The organism is Streptomyces sp. 7N604, from assembly GCF_052245475.1.
GTDB lineage: Bacteria > Actinomycetota > Actinomycetes > Streptomycetales > Streptomycetaceae > Streptomyces.
The window spans coordinates 131637-149259 of record NZ_JBQQBX010000020.1; the positions used below are offsets into that span (position 1 = coordinate 131637).

The window sequence follows — 17623 nt, forward strand, 5'->3', positions numbered from 1 at the left end:
GCCGAACGCCGACCGTGGTGGAGCACGGGGGGCCTCAGTGGCCCCGGTGTTACGGTTCGCATGGAACCTGCGGAGAGGCGGCGCATGAGGAGCCCCATGTCAGAGACCCTGGTCACCCTCTGCCGCTGGTACGTACGCCATGCTCCCGGCTCGCTCGGCAAAGCATCGCTGGCCGCGCACTACCTGAATCCCCGCCTGCGAGACCATCCCCGCCAGCGGGTCGCCGGGACCCGGTCCGGCACCAGGTTCGCCGTCGACACTCAGGACCTGATCCAGCGCTATCTCTACCTCTTCGGAGTGTGGGAACCGCACCTGACCCGCTGGCTGGAGCGCCGACTGCGGCCCGGCGACGTGTTCGTGGACGTCGGAGCCAACATGGGCTACTACAGCGTGCTGGCCTCGCGCCTTGTGGGCGCTGAGGGGCAGGTGGTGGCCGTTGAGGCATCACGGGCATTCCATGACAGGCTCGTCAGTAATGCCGGGATCAACGCCTGCGACAACGTCCGCGCGGTCAACACCGCCGTCTCCGACCGCGATGAGCTGCTGACGTTCATCCTTGTCAGCTCCCGCAATATGGGCGCCAACAGCATCGTGCCCTACGACGGGGCGGTCGAGTCCACCTTCGAAGCCGAAGCCCACCCCTTGCCCGAGGTCCTCACCGAGGACGAACTCACCCGGGCCCGGGTGATCAAAATTGACGTGGAGGGCGCGGAGGGCGCGGTTGTCCGGGGCCTTGCCCCGGCCCTTGACCGGCTCCGACCCGATGCCGAGCTGACGATAGAGGTCACTCCTCAGCGGATGGCCGACCTGGGAGACTCTGTCGATGAGCTCCTGGAAGCGCTGAGCAAGCACGGTTTCCACACGTACCGCCTGGCCAACGACTACGCCGCGGCGAGCTACCCGACCGCCTTGCGCCGCGCACCACAGGTACCGGTGCGCTGGCGGGGGCCGGTCGTCGAGGAGAGCGATTTGATCTTCTCCCGCATCGACGCTGAGACCCTCCCCTGATATGTACGGGGACGGACCGCTTCTACGATGCGGCCGTCACTGTCCATTGGGGGTCGGCTGAGGCGTGCGATGCAGGAGATTGCTCGATTACGGAGCCAGCTCATCGGTGACGGGAAGGCTCCATCCGAGCCCGGTCAGCGCCCGCGCCCTGGCCTCCACGACGGCCATGCGCGCCTCTCGTTCGTCCTTGTTGACGTGAGCGGCCTGGCTGGTGGCCTGTCCAGGCCACTTGCGGTAGAGGAGTCCGACCTCGCGGGTGAACCAACCACGGCTCACGGCGTTCAGCGCGAGCAAGAGACCGGTGTCCTCCGAGGCGGGCAGAGCCATCCACCCGCCGAGGGCGAGCAGCAGATCACGGCGTACGCAGAGAGTCGCTGGATGAACCTGCGCCCGGAAGTCGTGAGCTCGCCAGTGGTCGAGCACAGCCCCCCGCTCGATGGGCCCTTCGGACGGGTCCTGGTCGAACCCGACGGTGGAGCCGTCCGGCAGTGCATCCAGCACCCGCGAAGTCGTCCAGCCGAGGCTGGGATGTTTGGAGAAGACGGCCAGATCTCGCGCCAAGGCGCCCGGCGCCAGCATGTCGTCGGAGTCCAGCACCTTGACGAACTCACCGTCGGCCCGCGCAAGTCCGATGGTCCGGGCGACCCCCGGGCCTCCTCGCCGACCTTGCTCGAAACTCACTCGCGGATCGTCCGGCACGCAGGGACTGACCTTGTCGGTCTCCCCGTCCTCCTGGATCACCCACTGCCAGTCCCAACCATCGGGAAGCTGCTGCTCGTTGAGGGACCGGTAGGCGTCCGGTAGGTGGTGGGCGGCCGGCGCGTGGACAGCAGTAATGACGACGATGCGCTGGCGCACGGCAGTCACCACCTTTCCAGTTGAGTGGTGAAGAGCATTTCCGTGCGGTCACCGGGCAGGGCGACGTCGGAGAGCTCCACAACGCGGTTGTCGATGTCGAACGACCTCTTCCGAAGAATCAGGGCCGCTGTCCCGGGCGGTAGCTCCAGCTCCTCCGCCTCCTCCGCCGTGGGCGGGCGAGCGGTGACACGTTCTTCTATGCGGCCCAGCTCGATCCCCACCGTATAGAGCTGATTCTGCGTACCTCCTGGCCACGGTTCCTTCGAGTCGTCCAAGAGGTCGGGATTCCCCGCGACCATGTCGCGAACGAGGTAGGAACGCACGAGGGTGAACGGGGCAGTCTCGGCGCGATACCGCGTCCGGTAGGTGCGCTCCAGGAAGGCTGTCCCTTCGGGGACGCCGAATGCGGCTGCGAGCTCCTCATCGGCCTTGATCTCGCGGTACGCCGCGTAGAAGATGAGGTCGTCTATTTCCAGGCCGGTGTCGTGCTCGGTTGCCCCGGTCCGCGATCGCTGGACAAACGACTCCCGTGCGCGGTCCTTCTCCCACTGGTGCCGGTCATTGGTGCGCTGCACGAGCTTGCGGGGCCGGCGTACGAAGTTTCCGCGGCCGTGTCTCTTCAAGATCAGCCCTTCGGCCTCCAGAAGGCCGAGGGCTTGCCGGATCGTCGGCAGGCTCTTCCCGTAGCGCCTCGCGAGATCCGACTCGGCGGGCAGCCGGTCGCCAGGCTTGAGCTGACCTGCGCGGATGGGTCTGCGGAGGTCGTCAGCGATCCGCTCGTACGCCTTTGCCACTGGTGCTCCCGTCCCGTCGTCCACGGCACTGAGCATACGAGTCCTCTAGAGCTCTTGATGAGTGGAGGACGGCTCGATCATAGGCATTCATCCACGAAGCCTTCCTCAATCTCGCCTGCTGTCCGATCACGAACCGACAACTCAACTCATGGGGTTAGCCGTTGCTCATGCGGGCCACCTGCCCTGCCGTATCGAAAGGCACTTCGCAAGGAGATGCCAGGTCGTGGATGAGTCCACGGCAACCACCGGAGGGCCCGCAGGACATGGAAGCGCCCGACCGCTGGCGACGGGGGATGCACCAGCGATCGGGCTGCGACCAAGACTAACAAGGCTGTTTGTGCCGCGGGAGCCGACTGCGCAGCTGCAACGAGGAGTTGTGATCGGGATCACGCAACACTGTCCACAAGAGGTGGAAACAGAGAACCAAGAGTTGAGCCTGGGCTCCGTTACTTACCGCACGGCGGTGCGTAGGAGAGGCGGGGTAGATACTCGTGCCAATTTTCCGGCGTCAGAACGCCCCGAGTGGTCGAGCAAATGCGCCGAACGGCCTCGCCGACGTCCAGGTTCCACAGCCGGACGGTATCGGAGCCACTCGACACTCCAAGCATGTGGCTTTTGGGGCTGAACGACAGGAATTTGCCTGTCTTGGCGTTGGGGCTCATGGATTGACCGATGGGCGTGGCCTTGGATGGGAGGGTGACGTTCCAGAGCCGGACCATGTTGTCATTGCCGCCGCTCGCCAGGGTACGGCCGTCCTGGCTGAACGTCAGCGACACGATCGCGTCGGTGTGGCCAGTGAGGGGCGAGCCCAGCCGGGTTGCCCTGAGGGAGTCGGTGATGTTCCAGAGCCGGACCGTATTGTCGTCGCTGCCGCTGGCCAATGTACGGCCGTCCGGACTGTAGGCGAGCGCGTTGATGGGTCCGAGGTGCCCCGTGAGAGGCGCGCCGCGTCGGGCGGCATGACGTGGGTCGGCCACATTCCACAGCCGGATGGTGCCGTCCGCGCTGCCGCTGGCGAGAGTTCGGCCATTCGGGCTGAAGACGAGGGAGTTGACGTAGCCCTTGTGGCCGGTGAGCGGCGCGCCAAGCGGACGAAGGTGGGATGGGTCGCTGACGTTCCACAACTGAATGGTGCGGTCGTCATAGGCGGTTGCCAGCGTACGCCCGTCCGGGCTGAAGGCCAGCGCAGCCGCGAACCGTGTCCGCAGCGCGAGGGCCGGCCCGTAGGCGACAGGCCGAGTCGGGTCGGTGACGTTCCACAGCCGCAGCGCGCGACTTCCGGCATCGACGTCCGACAGGAGCACCGCGAGCATGTGGCCATCGGGAGAGAAAGCCGGAAACGCACGCACCTCACCCTCACCAGGCGTGAACGGTTCGCCCAGCGCCACGGGCCGGTTGGGAGTCTCCACGTTCCACAATCGGATCCTTCTGTCGCGCGCGGCCGTGGCGAGCACCCGCCCGTCCTGGCGGAACGCTCCGATGCGGCCGATCATGTCGGACGTCGGTATCGACCACAGGCGGACCGTGTTGTCGCCACTCCCGGTGGCGAGGGTCCGGCCGTCGGGGCTGAAGCCCAGGGCGTACATCTCGCCTTTGCTCCCTGCGAGAGGCTCGCCGACCTGCGACGGGTATGCCGGATCACTGACGTTCCACAGGCTCGCCGTGCTGTCTGCGCTGCCGGCGGCGAGCATGGTTCCGTCGGGGCTGAAGGCCACTGACCATACGGGGCCGGTGTGGCCGGTGAGCGGCGCGCCGAGCGGTGTCGCGTGGCGTTGGTCGGCCACGTTCCAGAGCCGGATGGTGTCGTCCGCGCTGCCGCTGGCGAGAGTGCGGCCATCGGGGCTGAAGGCCACGGAGTGCACCGTGCCCGCGTGGCCGGTCAGCTCCGCGTCGATCGGTATCGGATGACGCGGATCGGCCAGGCCCCACAGCCTGATCGTGTCATCATCGCCACCGGCTGCCAGCGTCCGTCCGTCGGGGCTGAACGCCACGGAGCGCACAGCGGCGGTGTGGCCGGTCAAAGCACCGAGCGGCCTCGGCCGACGTGGGTCGCCCACGTCCCACAGGCGAACGGTGCGATCTTCGCTGGCGGAGGCCAGAGTGTGTCCGTCCGGGCTGAAGGCAAGCAGGTAGATCGTGCCGTCATGGCCGGTCAAGGGCGCACCGAGCGGGCGCGGGTGTCTGGCATCCCGCACGTTCCACAGCCGAATCGTGCCGTCGTCCCCAGCGCTGGCGAGCGTACGGCCGTCCGGACTGAAGACCGCACTGCTCACCCAACTCTTGTGGCCGGTGAGGGGCTTGCCCAAGGGTTTGGGGCGAGTCGGGTCCGTCACGTCCCACAGTCGGATGGTCCGGTCGTAGCTGGCGGTGGCCAGGATCCGCCCGCTCGGGCTGAACGAGGTGAGGTAGACGGCACCGGTGTGGCCGAGAAGCGGCGTGGCCAGCGGCGCGTTCACTATCGAGATCAACCGATTGCTCGCGCCATCGTCGTCTGGGCGCAAGCGGTGTGCCACCAGGTCGAGTTGAGCGGACAACGACGGATCCGTGTGCTGGACGCGATCGGCTTCGGCGAGCACCTGCTCGAACACGGCATCGTCCCGCTGCTGCCACGCGACCACGGCCGAACCGACAGCCAGCATCGCCAGGACGACCAGAGCCGACACCGCGCTGCGGCTGATCCAGACGGTGCGCTTGCGCAGCCTGACCGAAGCAGCCAGGAATTCCACCGCGCTCCGGGTCAGAAAGGTGTCACCGGCGCACTTTGCCCAGTTGTGGGCCTGTTCCAGACGGGAACCCCGGTAGAGCAGTGACGAGTCACGGTTCGAGCCCTCCCAGGCCCTGCCGTCCTCCTCCAGCCGCTGACGCAGCAGGTTGCCGTTCCTGTCCTCGTCGATCCAGTCGCGCAGGCGTGGCCAGGCGTGGAGCAGCGCTTCATGGGTGATCTCCACGGTCTCCGCGTCGAGTGTCACCAATCGGGCGCGAACCAGTGCTTCGAGCGATTCCTCCGTCTTGTTGGGGTCCGTTGACTCCTTTGCCAGTTGGCGCCGCGTCCCCCGCCTACGGGTGGCCTGGGTGTCTTCGCCCAGCCGGACCAGCCTGAGGAGGAGCAGTCTGGCGGCCGTACGTGCTGCCGGGTCGAGGCCGGACCAGGCCCGCTCCGCGGTCGCCGCCACCGCTCCCTGGATTCCGCCCGCCGCGCGGTAGCCGGCCAGCGTCAGCCTTCGCGCCTTTCGTCGCTGCCAGGTGGCGAGCAGGGCATGGGAGAGCAGCGGCAGCACCCCCGCGTCGTGTGCCCCGCGGGGGCCGTCAGCGCTCACTTCCCGGACGATCAGCTCCGCCAGCCCCGGTTCGAGTTCCAGGCCCACGGCCTTGGCCGGGCCGGTCACCGCTTCGCGCAGCTCCGTGGTGGTCAGCGGCCCGAGCACCATGTGCCGGTGTTGCAGCGCGTCAGCCAGTTCGGGATACCCGAGGCATTGCTCGTAGAAGTCGGCGCGTATGCCGAGGACTACGAGCACGGGGGCCGGGTCACCCGGGTCGGCGGGAGTGCACGCAGCGTGGAGGATCTGGATGAAAGTGCGTCTGTCCGCCTCGTTGGAGCAGAGGGTGAACGTCTCCTCGAACTGATCCACGATGACGACCGGACGGGCGGGGGCGGCGCGTTGCGCCCATGCCGTGACGGCCTCCCTCACCACGTGCGCGAATTGCGGACTACCGGGCTCCTTCGCCGCCGGTTCCTCCGCGGCAGAGACGACGTGTGCAAGATCGGGGATCCGGCGGGTCAGCTCCACGAGAGGATCGCCCCCCGGCACGAACTGGACCACCTCCCTCGCCCGGCTGTCCTCGTCGCTCAGTGCGCAGTTCTCCAATGTGGGCACCAAGCCGGCGTTCAGCAGGGAGGATTTTCCCGCCCCTGAGGCGCCCACGAGCATGACCAAGCCACCCGCCTTCTCCGCTGCGAGGAGCTGAGCGATGAGGGCATCCGTGCTCCGCTCCCGGCCGAAGAACCACCGGGCGTCTTGCTGACGGTACGGAGCCAGCCCCCGGTATGGGCACACACCACCCGGGACGGTCAGGGCTTCGGCCGGGGGTCGTTCGTTCTCTTCCGCGGATGACGTGGGGCGGTCGCCGACCGGGTCGGCCACCGCGCGCTCCCACAGGCGCTGCCACTGAGTCAGGTCGTACAGGCCCGTGGACACCGGCGCGGGCATCGAGCGCCGCGCTTCGGGGATCAGGATGTGCAGCACTGCTGCGAGGGCGGCGAACTGGGCAGGCACGTTCTTGGCCCGTCGCCAGTCGCTGATCCGTTGAGCGGACACCCGCACGGGCCGCCCGCGTTCGTCGACCCGCCGAAGCCGGACGACTGCCTCGGCCACGCGCTGGAGGGGAGGGTTACCGGCCTCCTTGTACAGCAGCGCGAGACGTTCCGCGAAGGCTGTGCGTGCCCCTGAGTCGGAACTCAAGGTCTCCACCCCTTACTTCCCCCGCGTCTGGACATCCGGACCGGAAAACTCACTCTATCTGGCTGACCTGCGGCTACGTCATCCGCCCGGTGCCGGAACCCCCTCGGCGGGAGCCACAGCTGGCAGGATCATGGAGCGCGCATCAACCGCGCGTCGCCTCACGAGGCCACAAGCTCAGCGCACGGAGAGACAACCGATGGCACAGCACGTTCTCGGTCAGCTTCCGCCGGAGTTACGAGACGGTGGCGACGGTCTCGTCGCGTGAGCTTGAGAGATCCGTGGAGCCGGTCCCATTCGGACTGCTGTCGCGTCGACCACGGGTCCGGCCTTTCTTCGGTCCGCGCCGGTGCGGCGCGGACCGACGCCGCCCCCACCGTTCGGCACCGGTCCCCACGAGGGGAGGGACCGGCGCCGGACGACGCGGCGTGTGGTGACCTGATCGCTCCGCCTCTCATGCCCTTCTCATTCCTGCGCCACTTGGCGGGGAGTGAGATGTCCATGATCCACTCCCCCGCTCACTCCCGAGGCGGCCCAGATTACGCATCAGGCCCGGCTTCCGTTTCCGGAAGCCGGGCCTGATCTGGTGTCAGTCGGGGTGGCGGGATTTGAACCAGTCTCTCCACGCCGCCCGCGTGGTCACGCGCTCGTCTGCGCTCCATCGGTCAGAGCTCAGAGGGCCACAGCAAGCTCATCAGGGGCGGTGGAGAGGACGAACGAGGTGTGGGTTGTCGGGTGGTGGGGGCCAGGGATGCTGGGCAAGGTGGCGTTGCAGATCGAGGTGCCGGAACTGGTACACCGCCCCGACCTGCCGCAGTACACCGCGGTGCTCGTGCGCATCCTGGAGGAACGTCATCAGATCCCACGGGACTTTGCGCCGCATCGCCAGGTAGGCCCTGGCTACCACCCAGCCTCCCCATGCCGTCTCCACGAGCCCGCTCTCGAGGCCGGCCAGGGGCCCGAACATGAGCACACCCACGAGCACACCCGTGAGTCCGACCCCGAGCCCGTCCGCGAACCCGCCCAGGAGCCCGTCCAGGAGCCCGCCCGCGAGGCCGAACATGAGCCCGGCTATGAGCCATGACCTGAGCCCGACCGCGAAGAAGCTGCGGCGGTCCTGGGTAAGCAGTGCCGCGGGTCCGACCATGGTAGTGAGGTCAGGTTTCTCTGCCTCGATCCCGCCCACGAACCCGAACACGAGCACGCCCGCGACCCCGATCCCGAGCCCGACGCTGAGCCCATACGTAAGCCCGTACGCGAGCCCGCCCGCGAGCCCCAAGGCGAGCGCGAACGCGAATCTGAACGTGAGCAAGTCAGCTGACCAGCGCAGTTGTGCACTTGAGGTACTCACGGGTTGGGCGGTCACCCACTCGAACGTCCGGCGGCGGACAGACGCGGGGATGGCGTGGTGGAGTTCCCACCAGGCCAGGTCGGGACTGCTGTCGCGGTTGGTCTCCAGGTGTCGGGCGAGGAAGATGAAGGTGCGGTGGGCTTGGGTTGCGGGCCAGCGGGGCGGGCGGGGGTGGCGGGGGGTGTAGGCGGCGGGGATGAACTCCTTGAACAGGTGGGTATTCAGGGCGGTGCGGGTGGGGAAGGTGGTGATGTCGCAGAGTTCGTCCGGGTGGGGGACGGGACCGGGTGCGGCCGGGGTATGCGGGCGGGGGTTGTAGATGGTGCGGGCCAGGAACAGGCCCAGCGGGGTGCTCAGCGCCTGCCCGACGGGGGTATCGGTGCCCAGGTGGGTGGCCACGGTGTTCCAGCGGTCGGCGGCGGGGGTGCGCTCACCGCCCGCGTCACGGCGCAGGTAGGCGGCCGCCTCGTCGGCGGTGAGCGGCAGCAGGTGGATACCGGCGGCGCCGTTGAGTCGCACCACTGTGGCGTCCGGCCGGGTGAGAGCGTCCCGGTAGGCGGCGGCGCGGCTGGCCACCACCAGGGGCTGCTTCGCGGGCAAGGCACGATTAAGGGCATCCAGGGCCATCGCGTGCAAGGCAGCGGGGAGTTCGTCGAAACCGTCGAGGATCGGCAGGATCCGCCGACCCTCCAGTATGGCCTGGGCCAAGTCGACCGGGTCCGCCTCGGGCGCGGTCGGCGGGGCTAGCGCGCGCAGGCCAGGATGGCTGCGGCGTAGCTGCTCGGCCAGCCACCCCGTCAAACACTCGTGAGTGGGATTCCAGGAAGCCAGGGAGAACAGCACCGGCACCAAGCCGCCGTCCGACCGCTGTTCGATCAGGCCTTGAAGCAGCCGGATGAGCAGCATCGTCTTGCCAGAGCCAGGTTCCCCCAGCACGACCAGGCGGCGGGTAGGCACTCGCTGGGTGAACACCTCACCGATCTGTCCATCAGCGCCCGCCAACCCCGCAGTATCTCCAGGCCAATCGGCAGGATCACCCGGCGGGCCGCCGGGCCACGCCCGGGCCACATCGGTCAGCAGCTCCCAGGGCTCGACCAGGTCCGCGTCAGCGGGGCGCCAGGCGACCGGTAGCGGGTACGGGTCGTTTACCCGGCGGATCGCGGCCTCAGCGTCCCACTGCCTCTTCACCGCTTCCGCCAACTGACCGGCCGCTGTCTCCAGGTCCACGGCAGCGGCTTCGACCCGATCGTGGTAGAAGGCCTTCCACGCCAGGTAGGCGATTGGCAAACCGAGTAACCACGTGGCCGCTGTCTCGGTCATCCCGAAGTACCGGACCAGCACCAGCGCCGCGACAGCCGTCAGCACCAGCCACAGCAAAAACCAGAGACCCACGCGCTTCGGCCCCCGGCGGTATCCCCCACGTCTCACGGTGAGTCATCATGCCGTGACTCATCCCCGCCCGGGGCGCTGTTCGCAGCGAAAGCCAGCAGCCCGAACAGCGAGTCGGAAGACGCCGTGCCCTTCCGTGCCCGAAGCGGCGGTCAGCAGCGGGGAATAACGGGGCAGGCGGGCACTGGGTCGACGACGGCCCCAGACGTTGCGATTGGCGCGCACGGTGTGTACGCCGCGCAGCAGCAACTGGCGTTGGTGGCCCGACAGCAGGTCGTCGACACGGCTGGCCGGGCCACTCTCACGGTGCTCGATTTCCATGACGTAGTGGTTGCAGGACACGACGCGAACTCGGTGGAGTACGTCCAGGCGCGGCGGGCCGCTCGTGAGGCCCGCCATGCGTTGATTGACGAGATGCGAACCGCTTTGAGGCGATCTTGAGAAGCAAGGTCAGCAATGGCGGGGGTTGACCCCACCACCGCTTCGTCCCAATAAGGTCCGGAGTCGATCTACACCTCGGATGAGTGGCGTACATGCAGGTCAGGACGTTGGTATGGATGGGTTCTGCCCTGTGTAGTGCGGCCGTCGGGAGAAGATCTTCCCCCAGATTTCTCCCAGCGTCCGGGCCACAGGGGCACGCGGCGGATCGAAGACGTGCGTACGAGCCCCCACGACAAAGGTCCCGATCGGATGGATCGGGCGACCTTCCGCTTTTCAGGCTCGGCCCGGGGTGGTTGGGGGCCGGGCGGGGATGCGGGTCTTGTGTCGGGCGGCGGCGATGAGGGCAGGGTAGTCGGCCACGGAGATGTCCTCGGGGACGGCCTGGTCCTGGACATCCGGAAGCGACTAGCCATTCCGGGACTGCCAACCCGTCAGTAACATGAGGGCTGCCCGAGGTTGGAGGTCGCGTGCGAGTATGCGACCGACATGCTCCCCGGGGCGCTGTGTTCCGCTTGATGGAGGGCTCACCCGATCTTGACTCCCGCACCCGCGCTGCCAGGCGCCGCTCTGCGCGTGCTGCGCATGGCGGCGCGGTGGCGTGGGCTGCGGGTCGCCGTGTTCCTCGGGGCCCTGGTGACGCTCGGCTTCGCCTTCGCGGAGCACGCGGAGGCGGTCGAGGTGCCGACGCCGCCGACGGCAAGCCAGTTGCCCGGCAGCCCGCTCTCGCCAGTCGTCGGCATCGGGCAGCCGAGCCCGAAAGAGTTCGCAGGCGGGTCCGCTGATTCCGTGCTCCGGTCGGCAACTTCGGCGAGTGAGTCGGAGGGCCGGTCCGCGGTGGCTGAGCCGGGCGCCGGTGCCTCGGCAACCGCCGCCACCGCCACCCACGGGGTTGAGCACGCCAGACCCGCGGTGAAGCCGCTGACCGGGGCCGTGCAGGCAGCCGTGGATGCGGTGCCGCGCGCGGATGAGGGAGCGGGCGCCGCGGCGGGCACCGGGCAGTCTGTCATCGGCATGACCGGGGATGTCGGGCGGCCGTGGTTCGGGCTCGTCGAGGACCTCTTCGGTGCCCTTCCTCCGGTTGCCGCACCGGACCTGATGCCGCCGCACCAGAGCGACGGCTCCGTGCCGGACGCCGCTGACTGCCGCACACAGAATCGCCCTTCGGTGCACCGCACGGCGCTCCAAGGCCTGAACTTCCAGCAGCCGCTCAGGACGGAAAACCACTCGCCGTTCAGGCCGATGAGCCTGCCGGGCCCGCCCGGCGAGCACAGCCACGGACGCTCGCTCGGCATCCCTGCCGAAGACGGTCCCCTCCGGTCGCCCACGGATCCGCCTGACATCCCCGGTTGGAAGACGACGGCCGAGGGCACCGGCGACCAGCACGCCCACGCGATCCTGCACAGCACGTCGTGCGGATTCCCGCCGGGTGCCTCCGGCCTCTTGGCCACTACGGCGCCGCTTTGCGACGGTTGCCGCGACATCATCGAATTCCCCGGTTAGGGCAGCCAGTTCCCCCTCTGTGACCTGCCGCGCGGGGGCGGAACAGGTCTGCCCAAGCCGGAGATCGCCGATCGATCGAAGTAGATCTCCGATCCATCGAATTCGAAGGACCCGACACCAGCATGAATCAGGCAATTCGCCGTTCCATATACGTGGCTGCCACGGCCACCGGTATGTGGGCTCTCGGCACTGCCGCGGCCAGCGCCGCCGAGCTTCCCTCACACACCCTGACGACCCCGGACGTCGACGCAGCCGACGCCGTGAAGGACAAGGCATCCGACACGAATAACGCGGTGCAGGACAAGACGGCCGCCACCACTCGCACGGCCAAGTCCAAGGCCGTTGGCCCCACCCGTACGGCCAACGCCAAGGCAGCCGACGCCAGTCGCACCGCCAAGGCCAAGGCAGCCGACGCCAGTCGCACCGCCAAGGCCAAGGCAGCCGGCGCCAGTCGCACCGCCAAGGCCAAGGCAGCCGGCGCCAGTCGCACCGCCAACGGCGAGGCGCAGGACGCCCGGAGCAAGGCCACCCGCACGGCCGGAGCCGCACAGCACACCGATGCCGCCCGGACGGTGACGAAGTCCGCCGCGGGCGCTCAGGCCAACGCCGGTCGGCAGGCCCGTGCCGCGCAGGGTGCTCCGGCGACCGCCCAGGAGACCCGCCGCGACGCCCAGAGCAACCTGCCCTCTCGCGACGTGCCGCCCTCCCCGCAGGAGGAAATCGACTACCTCTTCGGTCCCCTGTCCGCCTTCGCACCGCACCTCGAGCCTGCCCAGGACCAGGTGGAGGCCTTCCCGGGTCAGGCCCAGTCCCAGGCCAAGGCCTACGCCGGCCAGGCTCACGGCTCCGCAGGCGAGGCCGCCGACGATGTCCAGGCGCGCGTGGGGCAGCTGCCCGGTACGGCCCAGCGCACCGCGACCGCGGTTGACCCCATCGTCGATGAAACGGCGCAGGAGGTGCTGCCGCCCATCGCCGCCAAGGCCGTGAGCGCGGCCCTCCCGGTCGCCGGGCAGGCCGTCGGCGATGCGGGAGTCCTCGGCCAGGGCGTGGTCGGCGATGTGCAGCCCTTCGCCACTGGCCTGGTGGGCGACGTGCAGCCGTTCGCCACCAGCGTGGTCGGCGAGGTCCCGCCGACCGCCACCGGCGTGGTCGGCGATGTGCAGCCCTTCGCCACGGGTGTGGTGAGCGACGTTCAGCCGTTCGCCACCGGTGTGGTCGGCGAGGTCCAGCCCCTCGCCGGCGGCGTCGTCAGCACGGTCACGCCGTTCGCGCAGGCCGTGCTCGGACAGGTCCAGCCGTTCGCCGAGAACGTCGTGGCGGGCGGGCAGCCGGTCGCCCACGGCGTGGTCGCGGATGTCCAGCCGGTCGCCCAGGAGCTCGGCAGCAGCGGCACGCACCTCGCCCAGGGTGTCGCGGGGTACACGCAGCCGTTCGCCGGTGGGGTAGCCAGCGACGTGCAGCCGTTCGCGCAGGACGTGGCGGCCACCGCGGCGGAAGACGGCCTCCCGCTCGCCTCGAACGCCGCCGCCGGCGTCCAGAATGCGGCTTGGACGGTCACCCCGGCGTATGTGCGCGAGGTGATCTAACCGAGGCGGATTGATCAGTGCGGGCGGTCCTCACGTTGGGGAGTGAGGGCCGCCCGCGATCGTGGGCGGCGCCCGGCTCCGTCTCCACTCAGCGCACGCACCACCAGGCCCCAATATGTTGGCGGGCAGCAGCTACGCAGTGCCCGACGCCCGTCACAGGCTGACCCAGAAGTCGTTCCCCTCACCGTCAGGGACGGCCAGGTCGGCCAGAAGCGTCAGGAGGTGGCCGGTGGCTTCGTATCCCGTGGACCGGACGGAGGCGATGCCCGCGATGTCGGCGAGGCGTTCCACATCGAGACCGCCCGCCTCGTAGTCCCGAATAAGGTCCGGGCAAGATCCGCACCTGATATGTGGGACGTCAGTCCAGCCGCCGCCTCGTGGAGGACCACGTCCCTCACATTCTTGCGGCGCCCGCCCCAACTGCTTCGACTCGAAGTCGACCGCGTGACCGACCCTGCGGATCACGGCGATTGTCCCGACGAAGGCATCCCCGAACGCCTCCGGGTCGTCGACGAGCTCCTCCAGGAGCTCCGGTATTTCTCCGCCAGCGTGAGCGCCTTCCGGCTCTTCTCCAGTCTCATGGGTACAGTCCAGCTCGCCTTCAGGGCAGATCGTTGGTCGCGCGCCGACCACTGCCCCATGTTTCAGTCAACGGAAGTCCCGCTTACCGGAAGCCAGATGTGCTTCCGAGCCCCGAAGAGTTTCACAGTTATGCCCGGTAACAGTGACAAGCGCACAGTCAACGCCGACCCGCCGAGACTGGCTGGTGTGGGAACTTGAGCGCCTCGGCTGCCCCGATGACGCTGCCCGCTTGGCCCGGCTCGTGGACACGCACGGCGAAACACGGGCCCAATGCGGCTCGACCTCGCCGGTTCTCGTCCGTGAGGTCATTCACCCGAACAGCCCAACCAGGCGCCCCGCCCACCGGGAAACGGCAGACACGAACATCGGAAGCTACCAGCGGGTTACTTGTTCCCTTAGTCCGAGCTAGGGCTACAGGGCCCCTACGCGCGTGCGAGTGAGGGAGCACCGCACGGCCGCCGAGCGGGTCACCCATTGAAGCGCACGATCACGTCGTGTCGGGCATGCCGCTACTCGGCCCACCATGCATCGATGCCGTCCATCCGGAAGCGAACGTGACGCTTCTGCCTGTCGTTGATGTCCGGCCCTTTGTCCGCGAGCAGGTGCAGATACTCGCTGGCGTCCCGGTGGGCTGCGCCTGCCCCGTACGCGGAAGTCAGCTCTTCCGTCCTCAGCATCTCCTCCAGGAAGGCATCCGGGTGGACCACGTGGCCCCGGAACTCGACGCCTCCGACCACGACGGCGATCTTGTATCCGGCGGTGCTGGGCTTCGTGCTCGATGCGTCCTGCGCGAGGAACTGGAGCAGGGGGTCGTTGTTGCTCATGAGGGAAGTCTGCGACCGCACGATGGCGTCCGCACGCGCGGAGGTGCCGCGCGGGGGAGCGAGGCGGGCCGCCATGGATCCCGGATGACCTGAGATATCCGGAATCCATGCCGCAGCCCGTCGCCCCCCATTCAGCAGGCCACCGACTCAGGCTCGCCTCCAGTTCTGGAGATGGGTCCCACGTCACCGGTGGCCGTCCTTAACGATCTCCTACAGGAGCGTCTACAGCGGGCTCGATAGGCCAGGTCTGGGAGTGGGATTCCAAGATCTTCTCCCAGATTTCTCCCAGGATGGCTCCCCGCAACGAGTCAGGGCCACCTCACGAGTTCGTGAGGTGGCCCTGACCTGTTACTTCTAGACACTCACCACGTTGTGCTGTGCGGCCCCTAGCAGATCGGCGTGCTCAGGGTGTTGAGCAGGCTGATACGCGAGTTCCAGAGCGCAAGCAGCACGATCAAGCTTGTCAAGATCTCCTGAAGCTGGGCGATGGGCACTACCGCGATCACGATGATGATCGCGATAGCCAGGATCGCTTGCCAGGGTCGCAGACTTGACAAGCGCATCGTTCGGACAGCCAAACTCATCATTACGCCTCCTATGGCGTTCGAACGCCCGTCCTGGCCTCGCATGCTTCCCGGCTGAGTGGCTGGGACGGGCGTGTCTGTGTGACAGGCCTACCTTGGTGGAGCGTCTTTGATCAGTTCAAATCCTCGCGCGAAAAAAACCGAGTTACTGAGGGCATTCTTTGCACTCAACTCACTCAACGATGGTGCCTGACGGTCTGTCAGGTTCAGCGGAAGCTCGGTGGAGTCTCCATGGCCGAGTCAAGTCATCGTCTGCTCCGTGCGCAGCCTCGGTGCGAACCACCGGCGGGGTGGTCGCTGAGGTCTGCTGAGCTGGCCATCCAGCTACTTAGGTGCTCTGTTGGTCGGCTGCGGTCGCCGTGGTTGCTGTACTGCGCTGCTGTACAGCAACACCGCTCACCACCGCTGGCCGGCACGAACCTTCGCTGTGGCCTACCGATGCGGGGGTCGCTGGCATCTGGTCGGCTGCTCAGTCGGACATATTGACAGAGGGACTTCTGTGACGTCCCAGCGCCCGACAGCAACCGCCGTTCGCGGCTCGGCGTCGCCTTGTCGGTACCGGACAACGCGGGCGCCGGGTCCGGCTTCAGGGCTTCATTGGTCGTCCCCTACCCCCCGTGTGAAGGGCCACGTCAACTTCTGCGCACTGTACTGTCAGCAATGTGAATCTTGTTCAGCATTCCTCCTTGGCGTAGAGCACTACCTGAGCGCCCCGCACCACCTGCCGTGAACACTCCTGGTAGTACTTGCGCAGTACCTGTCTCTTGATTCGTTCCTGCGGCGTCTGATCGAGGGGTTGCCCTGCTGGATCCGTCAGAGCGACAATGCGTTGTTTCGAGAGGATGTCCCGTCTGATGCTTGCTGGGCCGCGCTCCAGTCCTTGCAAAGTCCCGGACGACTGGGGCGAGTGAGCCAGCGCAATATCGTCGACCAGCCGATAGGTGGTGGGCCATGACAGCATCCACTCTCTGCGACGTGACGGCATGAAGAGCACTCCGTCTCCTTGCTGGGCGACGTCGCGTACGGCTGCGGCAATGGCTACGGTGTCGTCCTTCCGGCTCTCCGGAGACCTAATGAGCAACGACCAGGGCACCAAGACTGCGACGCCTGCGGCAATTGCCAACGATGCCAGCCCGTAGCGGCGGGCGATCGCCCTCGGGCGGGCACGGCCCATACCCATCCAGACGTGGTGAATCGAAGATCCCATGAGCAGAGCGAATCCACTCATGGAGTAGACGACGTACCGTTCGAGATACCAGGGCTTGATGAGCGATACGACCATGAGGAAGGCCGGTGGCACCGCGAGCGTCGTGAACGCAAGCTGGGCAAGCCCAACGGGGTCCTGCGCGTCCTGACTGCGCAGGTAGCGCAGGTAGCGCAGGCACGCCCAGCCGACGGCCGTGATCGCCGCGAACTGGAGCCACACCGCCGCGCTGGGACGTCCCAGCCAGCTCAGCTGTTGTTGAGCCTGAGCCTGAGAGAACAAGGCAAGCGGTGCTACAGCGACACCCACGATGGCGAAGGAGATGACAGCGGCTCGAAGCATCGGGCGTACAGCTGGTCTCACGAAGGTGACCAGAGCATGCGGCAAGATGATCAGTGCGGCGAACTCATGCAGCCATGAGGCGATGACGAGAGTTGCCGCGTAGGCAATCCATGACGTCCACGCGCCTATCTGAAGGGCGCGCACGAAGAAGTAGCTCGCCCATACAACTCCTGCCGTCACCAGGGCATATGAACGGCCCTCCTGCCCGTACTGCTGTATCACCGGGAGCACGGCGAAGACCGATGCGGACAGCGCTCCTGTCCGCGCACCCTCGAGACGAAAGCCGATGGCTGCGACTCCGGCAGTAGCAGTAGCTATCCCCACGACTGAGGGGAGACGCAAGGTGGTCAGACCATCGCCCCCACCCAGAAACACCACATGCATGATTGCGTAGTAGAGGCCGTGCACGGCGTCGATGTTCTGGAGCAAGTCCAAGGTCTCGTGCCACGAGCGGTGAGCCACCTGATAGGTCACCGATTCATCGCGCCACATGCTGTCTTGACGCGTTATCCCCCAGAACCCAAGGACGAGTGACAAGAGCACCGGCGCTCCCATCACCGCCAGGCCACGGGAGGTCCACTGCGGTGAGACAGTTACAGGCCGCCCAGCTGAGGATCTGCGATCCATCGACAAGCGAGATACCGAGGCGATGACGCTCGCCGCCTTTCCGTTCCGTTGTGATCAGAAGCAACCGTGGAGGGGA

The 17623-nt window shown here is 67.5% G+C and carries 13 protein-coding genes; 4 read left to right on the forward strand and 9 right to left on the reverse strand.

Annotated elements, in window-relative coordinates:
• The first annotated feature begins 96 nt into the window (after positions 1 to 96).
• Positions 97 to 1008, forward strand: coding sequence for an FkbM family methyltransferase (locus tag ACTWP8_RS22695; protein ID WP_443323984.1), 912 nt, complete (start codon positions 97 to 99; stop codon positions 1006 to 1008).
• 87 nt (positions 1009 to 1095) lie between these two features.
• On the opposite strand, the gene ACTWP8_RS22700 is transcribed toward ACTWP8_RS22695, so the two are convergent.
• The 5 genes from ACTWP8_RS22700 to ACTWP8_RS22720 all read right to left on the reverse strand — a co-directional run bounded on the left by ACTWP8_RS22700 (position 1096) and on the right by ACTWP8_RS22720 (position 10178).
• Positions 1096 to 1875, reverse strand: coding sequence for a glycosyltransferase family 2 protein (locus ACTWP8_RS22700; protein ID WP_443323985.1), 780 nt, complete (start codon positions 1873 to 1875; stop codon positions 1096 to 1098).
• Entirely contained in the window at positions 1872 to 2660 is a 789-nt protein-coding gene (locus ACTWP8_RS22705) for a GntR family transcriptional regulator (RefSeq protein WP_443324024.1), read from the reverse strand. The genes ACTWP8_RS22700 and ACTWP8_RS22705 overlap by 4 nt, the downstream gene beginning before the upstream one ends.
• A 446-nt stretch (positions 2661 to 3106) precedes the next feature.
• Complete coding sequence (locus ACTWP8_RS22710) at positions 3107 to 7129, reverse strand: nSTAND1 domain-containing NTPase (RefSeq protein WP_443323986.1); 4023 nt, start codon at positions 7127 to 7129, stop codon at positions 3107 to 3109.
• Between the two features lie 682 nt (positions 7130 to 7811).
• The gene (locus tag ACTWP8_RS22715) at positions 7812 to 9896 is read right to left on the reverse strand and encodes an NACHT domain-containing protein (RefSeq protein ID WP_443323987.1); all 2085 of its coding nucleotides are present in this window, start codon (positions 9894 to 9896) and stop codon (positions 7812 to 7814) included.
• A 21-nt stretch (positions 9897 to 9917) separates the two neighbouring features.
• Entirely contained in the window at positions 9918 to 10178 is a 261-nt protein-coding gene (locus tag ACTWP8_RS22720) for a hypothetical protein (RefSeq protein WP_443323988.1), read from the reverse strand.
• 654 nt (positions 10179 to 10832) lie between these two features.
• Here ACTWP8_RS22720 and ACTWP8_RS22725 point away from each other — a divergent pair.
• Positions 10833 to 11798 carry a hypothetical protein gene (locus ACTWP8_RS22725; protein ID WP_443323989.1) on the forward strand — a complete coding sequence of 322 codons (966 nt, stop codon included), beginning with the start codon at positions 10833 to 10835 and terminating at the stop codon, positions 11796 to 11798.
• A 122-nt stretch (positions 11799 to 11920) separates the two neighbouring features.
• Positions 11921 to 13384, forward strand: a complete 1464-nt coding sequence (locus tag ACTWP8_RS22730) for a hypothetical protein (protein WP_443323990.1) — start codon at positions 11921 to 11923, stop codon at positions 13382 to 13384.
• A gap of 153 nt (positions 13385 to 13537) precedes the next feature.
• Here the strand turns inward: ACTWP8_RS22730 and ACTWP8_RS22735 are convergent, their stop codons facing one another.
• Complete coding sequence (locus ACTWP8_RS22735) at positions 13538 to 13675, reverse strand: hypothetical protein (protein WP_443323991.1); 138 nt, start codon at positions 13673 to 13675, stop codon at positions 13538 to 13540.
• A gap of 153 nt (positions 13676 to 13828) precedes the next feature.
• On the opposite strand from ACTWP8_RS22735, the gene ACTWP8_RS22740 reads away from it, so the two are divergent.
• Positions 13829 to 14164, forward strand: coding sequence for a hypothetical protein (locus ACTWP8_RS22740; protein ID WP_443323992.1), 336 nt, complete (start codon positions 13829 to 13831; stop codon positions 14162 to 14164).
• Between the two features lie 311 nt (positions 14165 to 14475).
• Here the strand turns inward: ACTWP8_RS22740 and ACTWP8_RS22745 are convergent, their stop codons facing one another.
• The 3 genes from ACTWP8_RS22745 to ACTWP8_RS22755 all read right to left on the reverse strand — a co-directional run bounded on the left by ACTWP8_RS22745 (position 14476) and on the right by ACTWP8_RS22755 (position 17394).
• Positions 14476 to 14790, reverse strand: a complete 315-nt coding sequence (locus tag ACTWP8_RS22745) for a hypothetical protein (RefSeq protein WP_443323993.1) — start codon at positions 14788 to 14790, stop codon at positions 14476 to 14478.
• Between the two features lie 386 nt (positions 14791 to 15176).
• Complete coding sequence (locus ACTWP8_RS22750; protein WP_443323994.1) at positions 15177 to 15374, reverse strand: hypothetical protein; 198 nt, start codon at positions 15372 to 15374, stop codon at positions 15177 to 15179.
• A gap of 673 nt (positions 15375 to 16047) precedes the next feature.
• Entirely contained in the window at positions 16048 to 17394 is a 1347-nt protein-coding gene (locus ACTWP8_RS22755) for a glycosyltransferase family 39 protein (RefSeq protein ID WP_443323995.1), read from the reverse strand.
• Between the last annotated feature and the right edge of the window lie 229 nt (positions 17395 to 17623).

Excerpts from the sequence above, each read along its gene's own strand:
- ACTWP8_RS22695 (WP_443323984.1), top strand. The coding sequence starts at position 97 with ATGTCAGAGACCCTGGTCACCCTCTGCCGCTGGTACGTACGCCATGCT.
- ACTWP8_RS22720 (WP_443323988.1), bottom strand. The coding sequence starts at position 10,178 with ATGGAAATCGAGCACCGTGAGAGTGGCCCGGCCAGCCGTGTCGACGAC.
- ACTWP8_RS22730 (WP_443323990.1), top strand. The coding sequence starts at position 11,921 with ATGAATCAGGCAATTCGCCGTTCCATATACGTGGCTGCCACGGCCACC.
- ACTWP8_RS22745 (WP_443323993.1), bottom strand. The coding sequence starts at position 14,790 with ATGAGCAACAACGACCCCCTGCTCCAGTTCCTCGCGCAGGACGCATCG.
- ACTWP8_RS22750 (WP_443323994.1), bottom strand. The coding sequence starts at position 15,374 with ATGAGTTTGGCTGTCCGAACGATGCGCTTGTCAAGTCTGCGACCCTGG.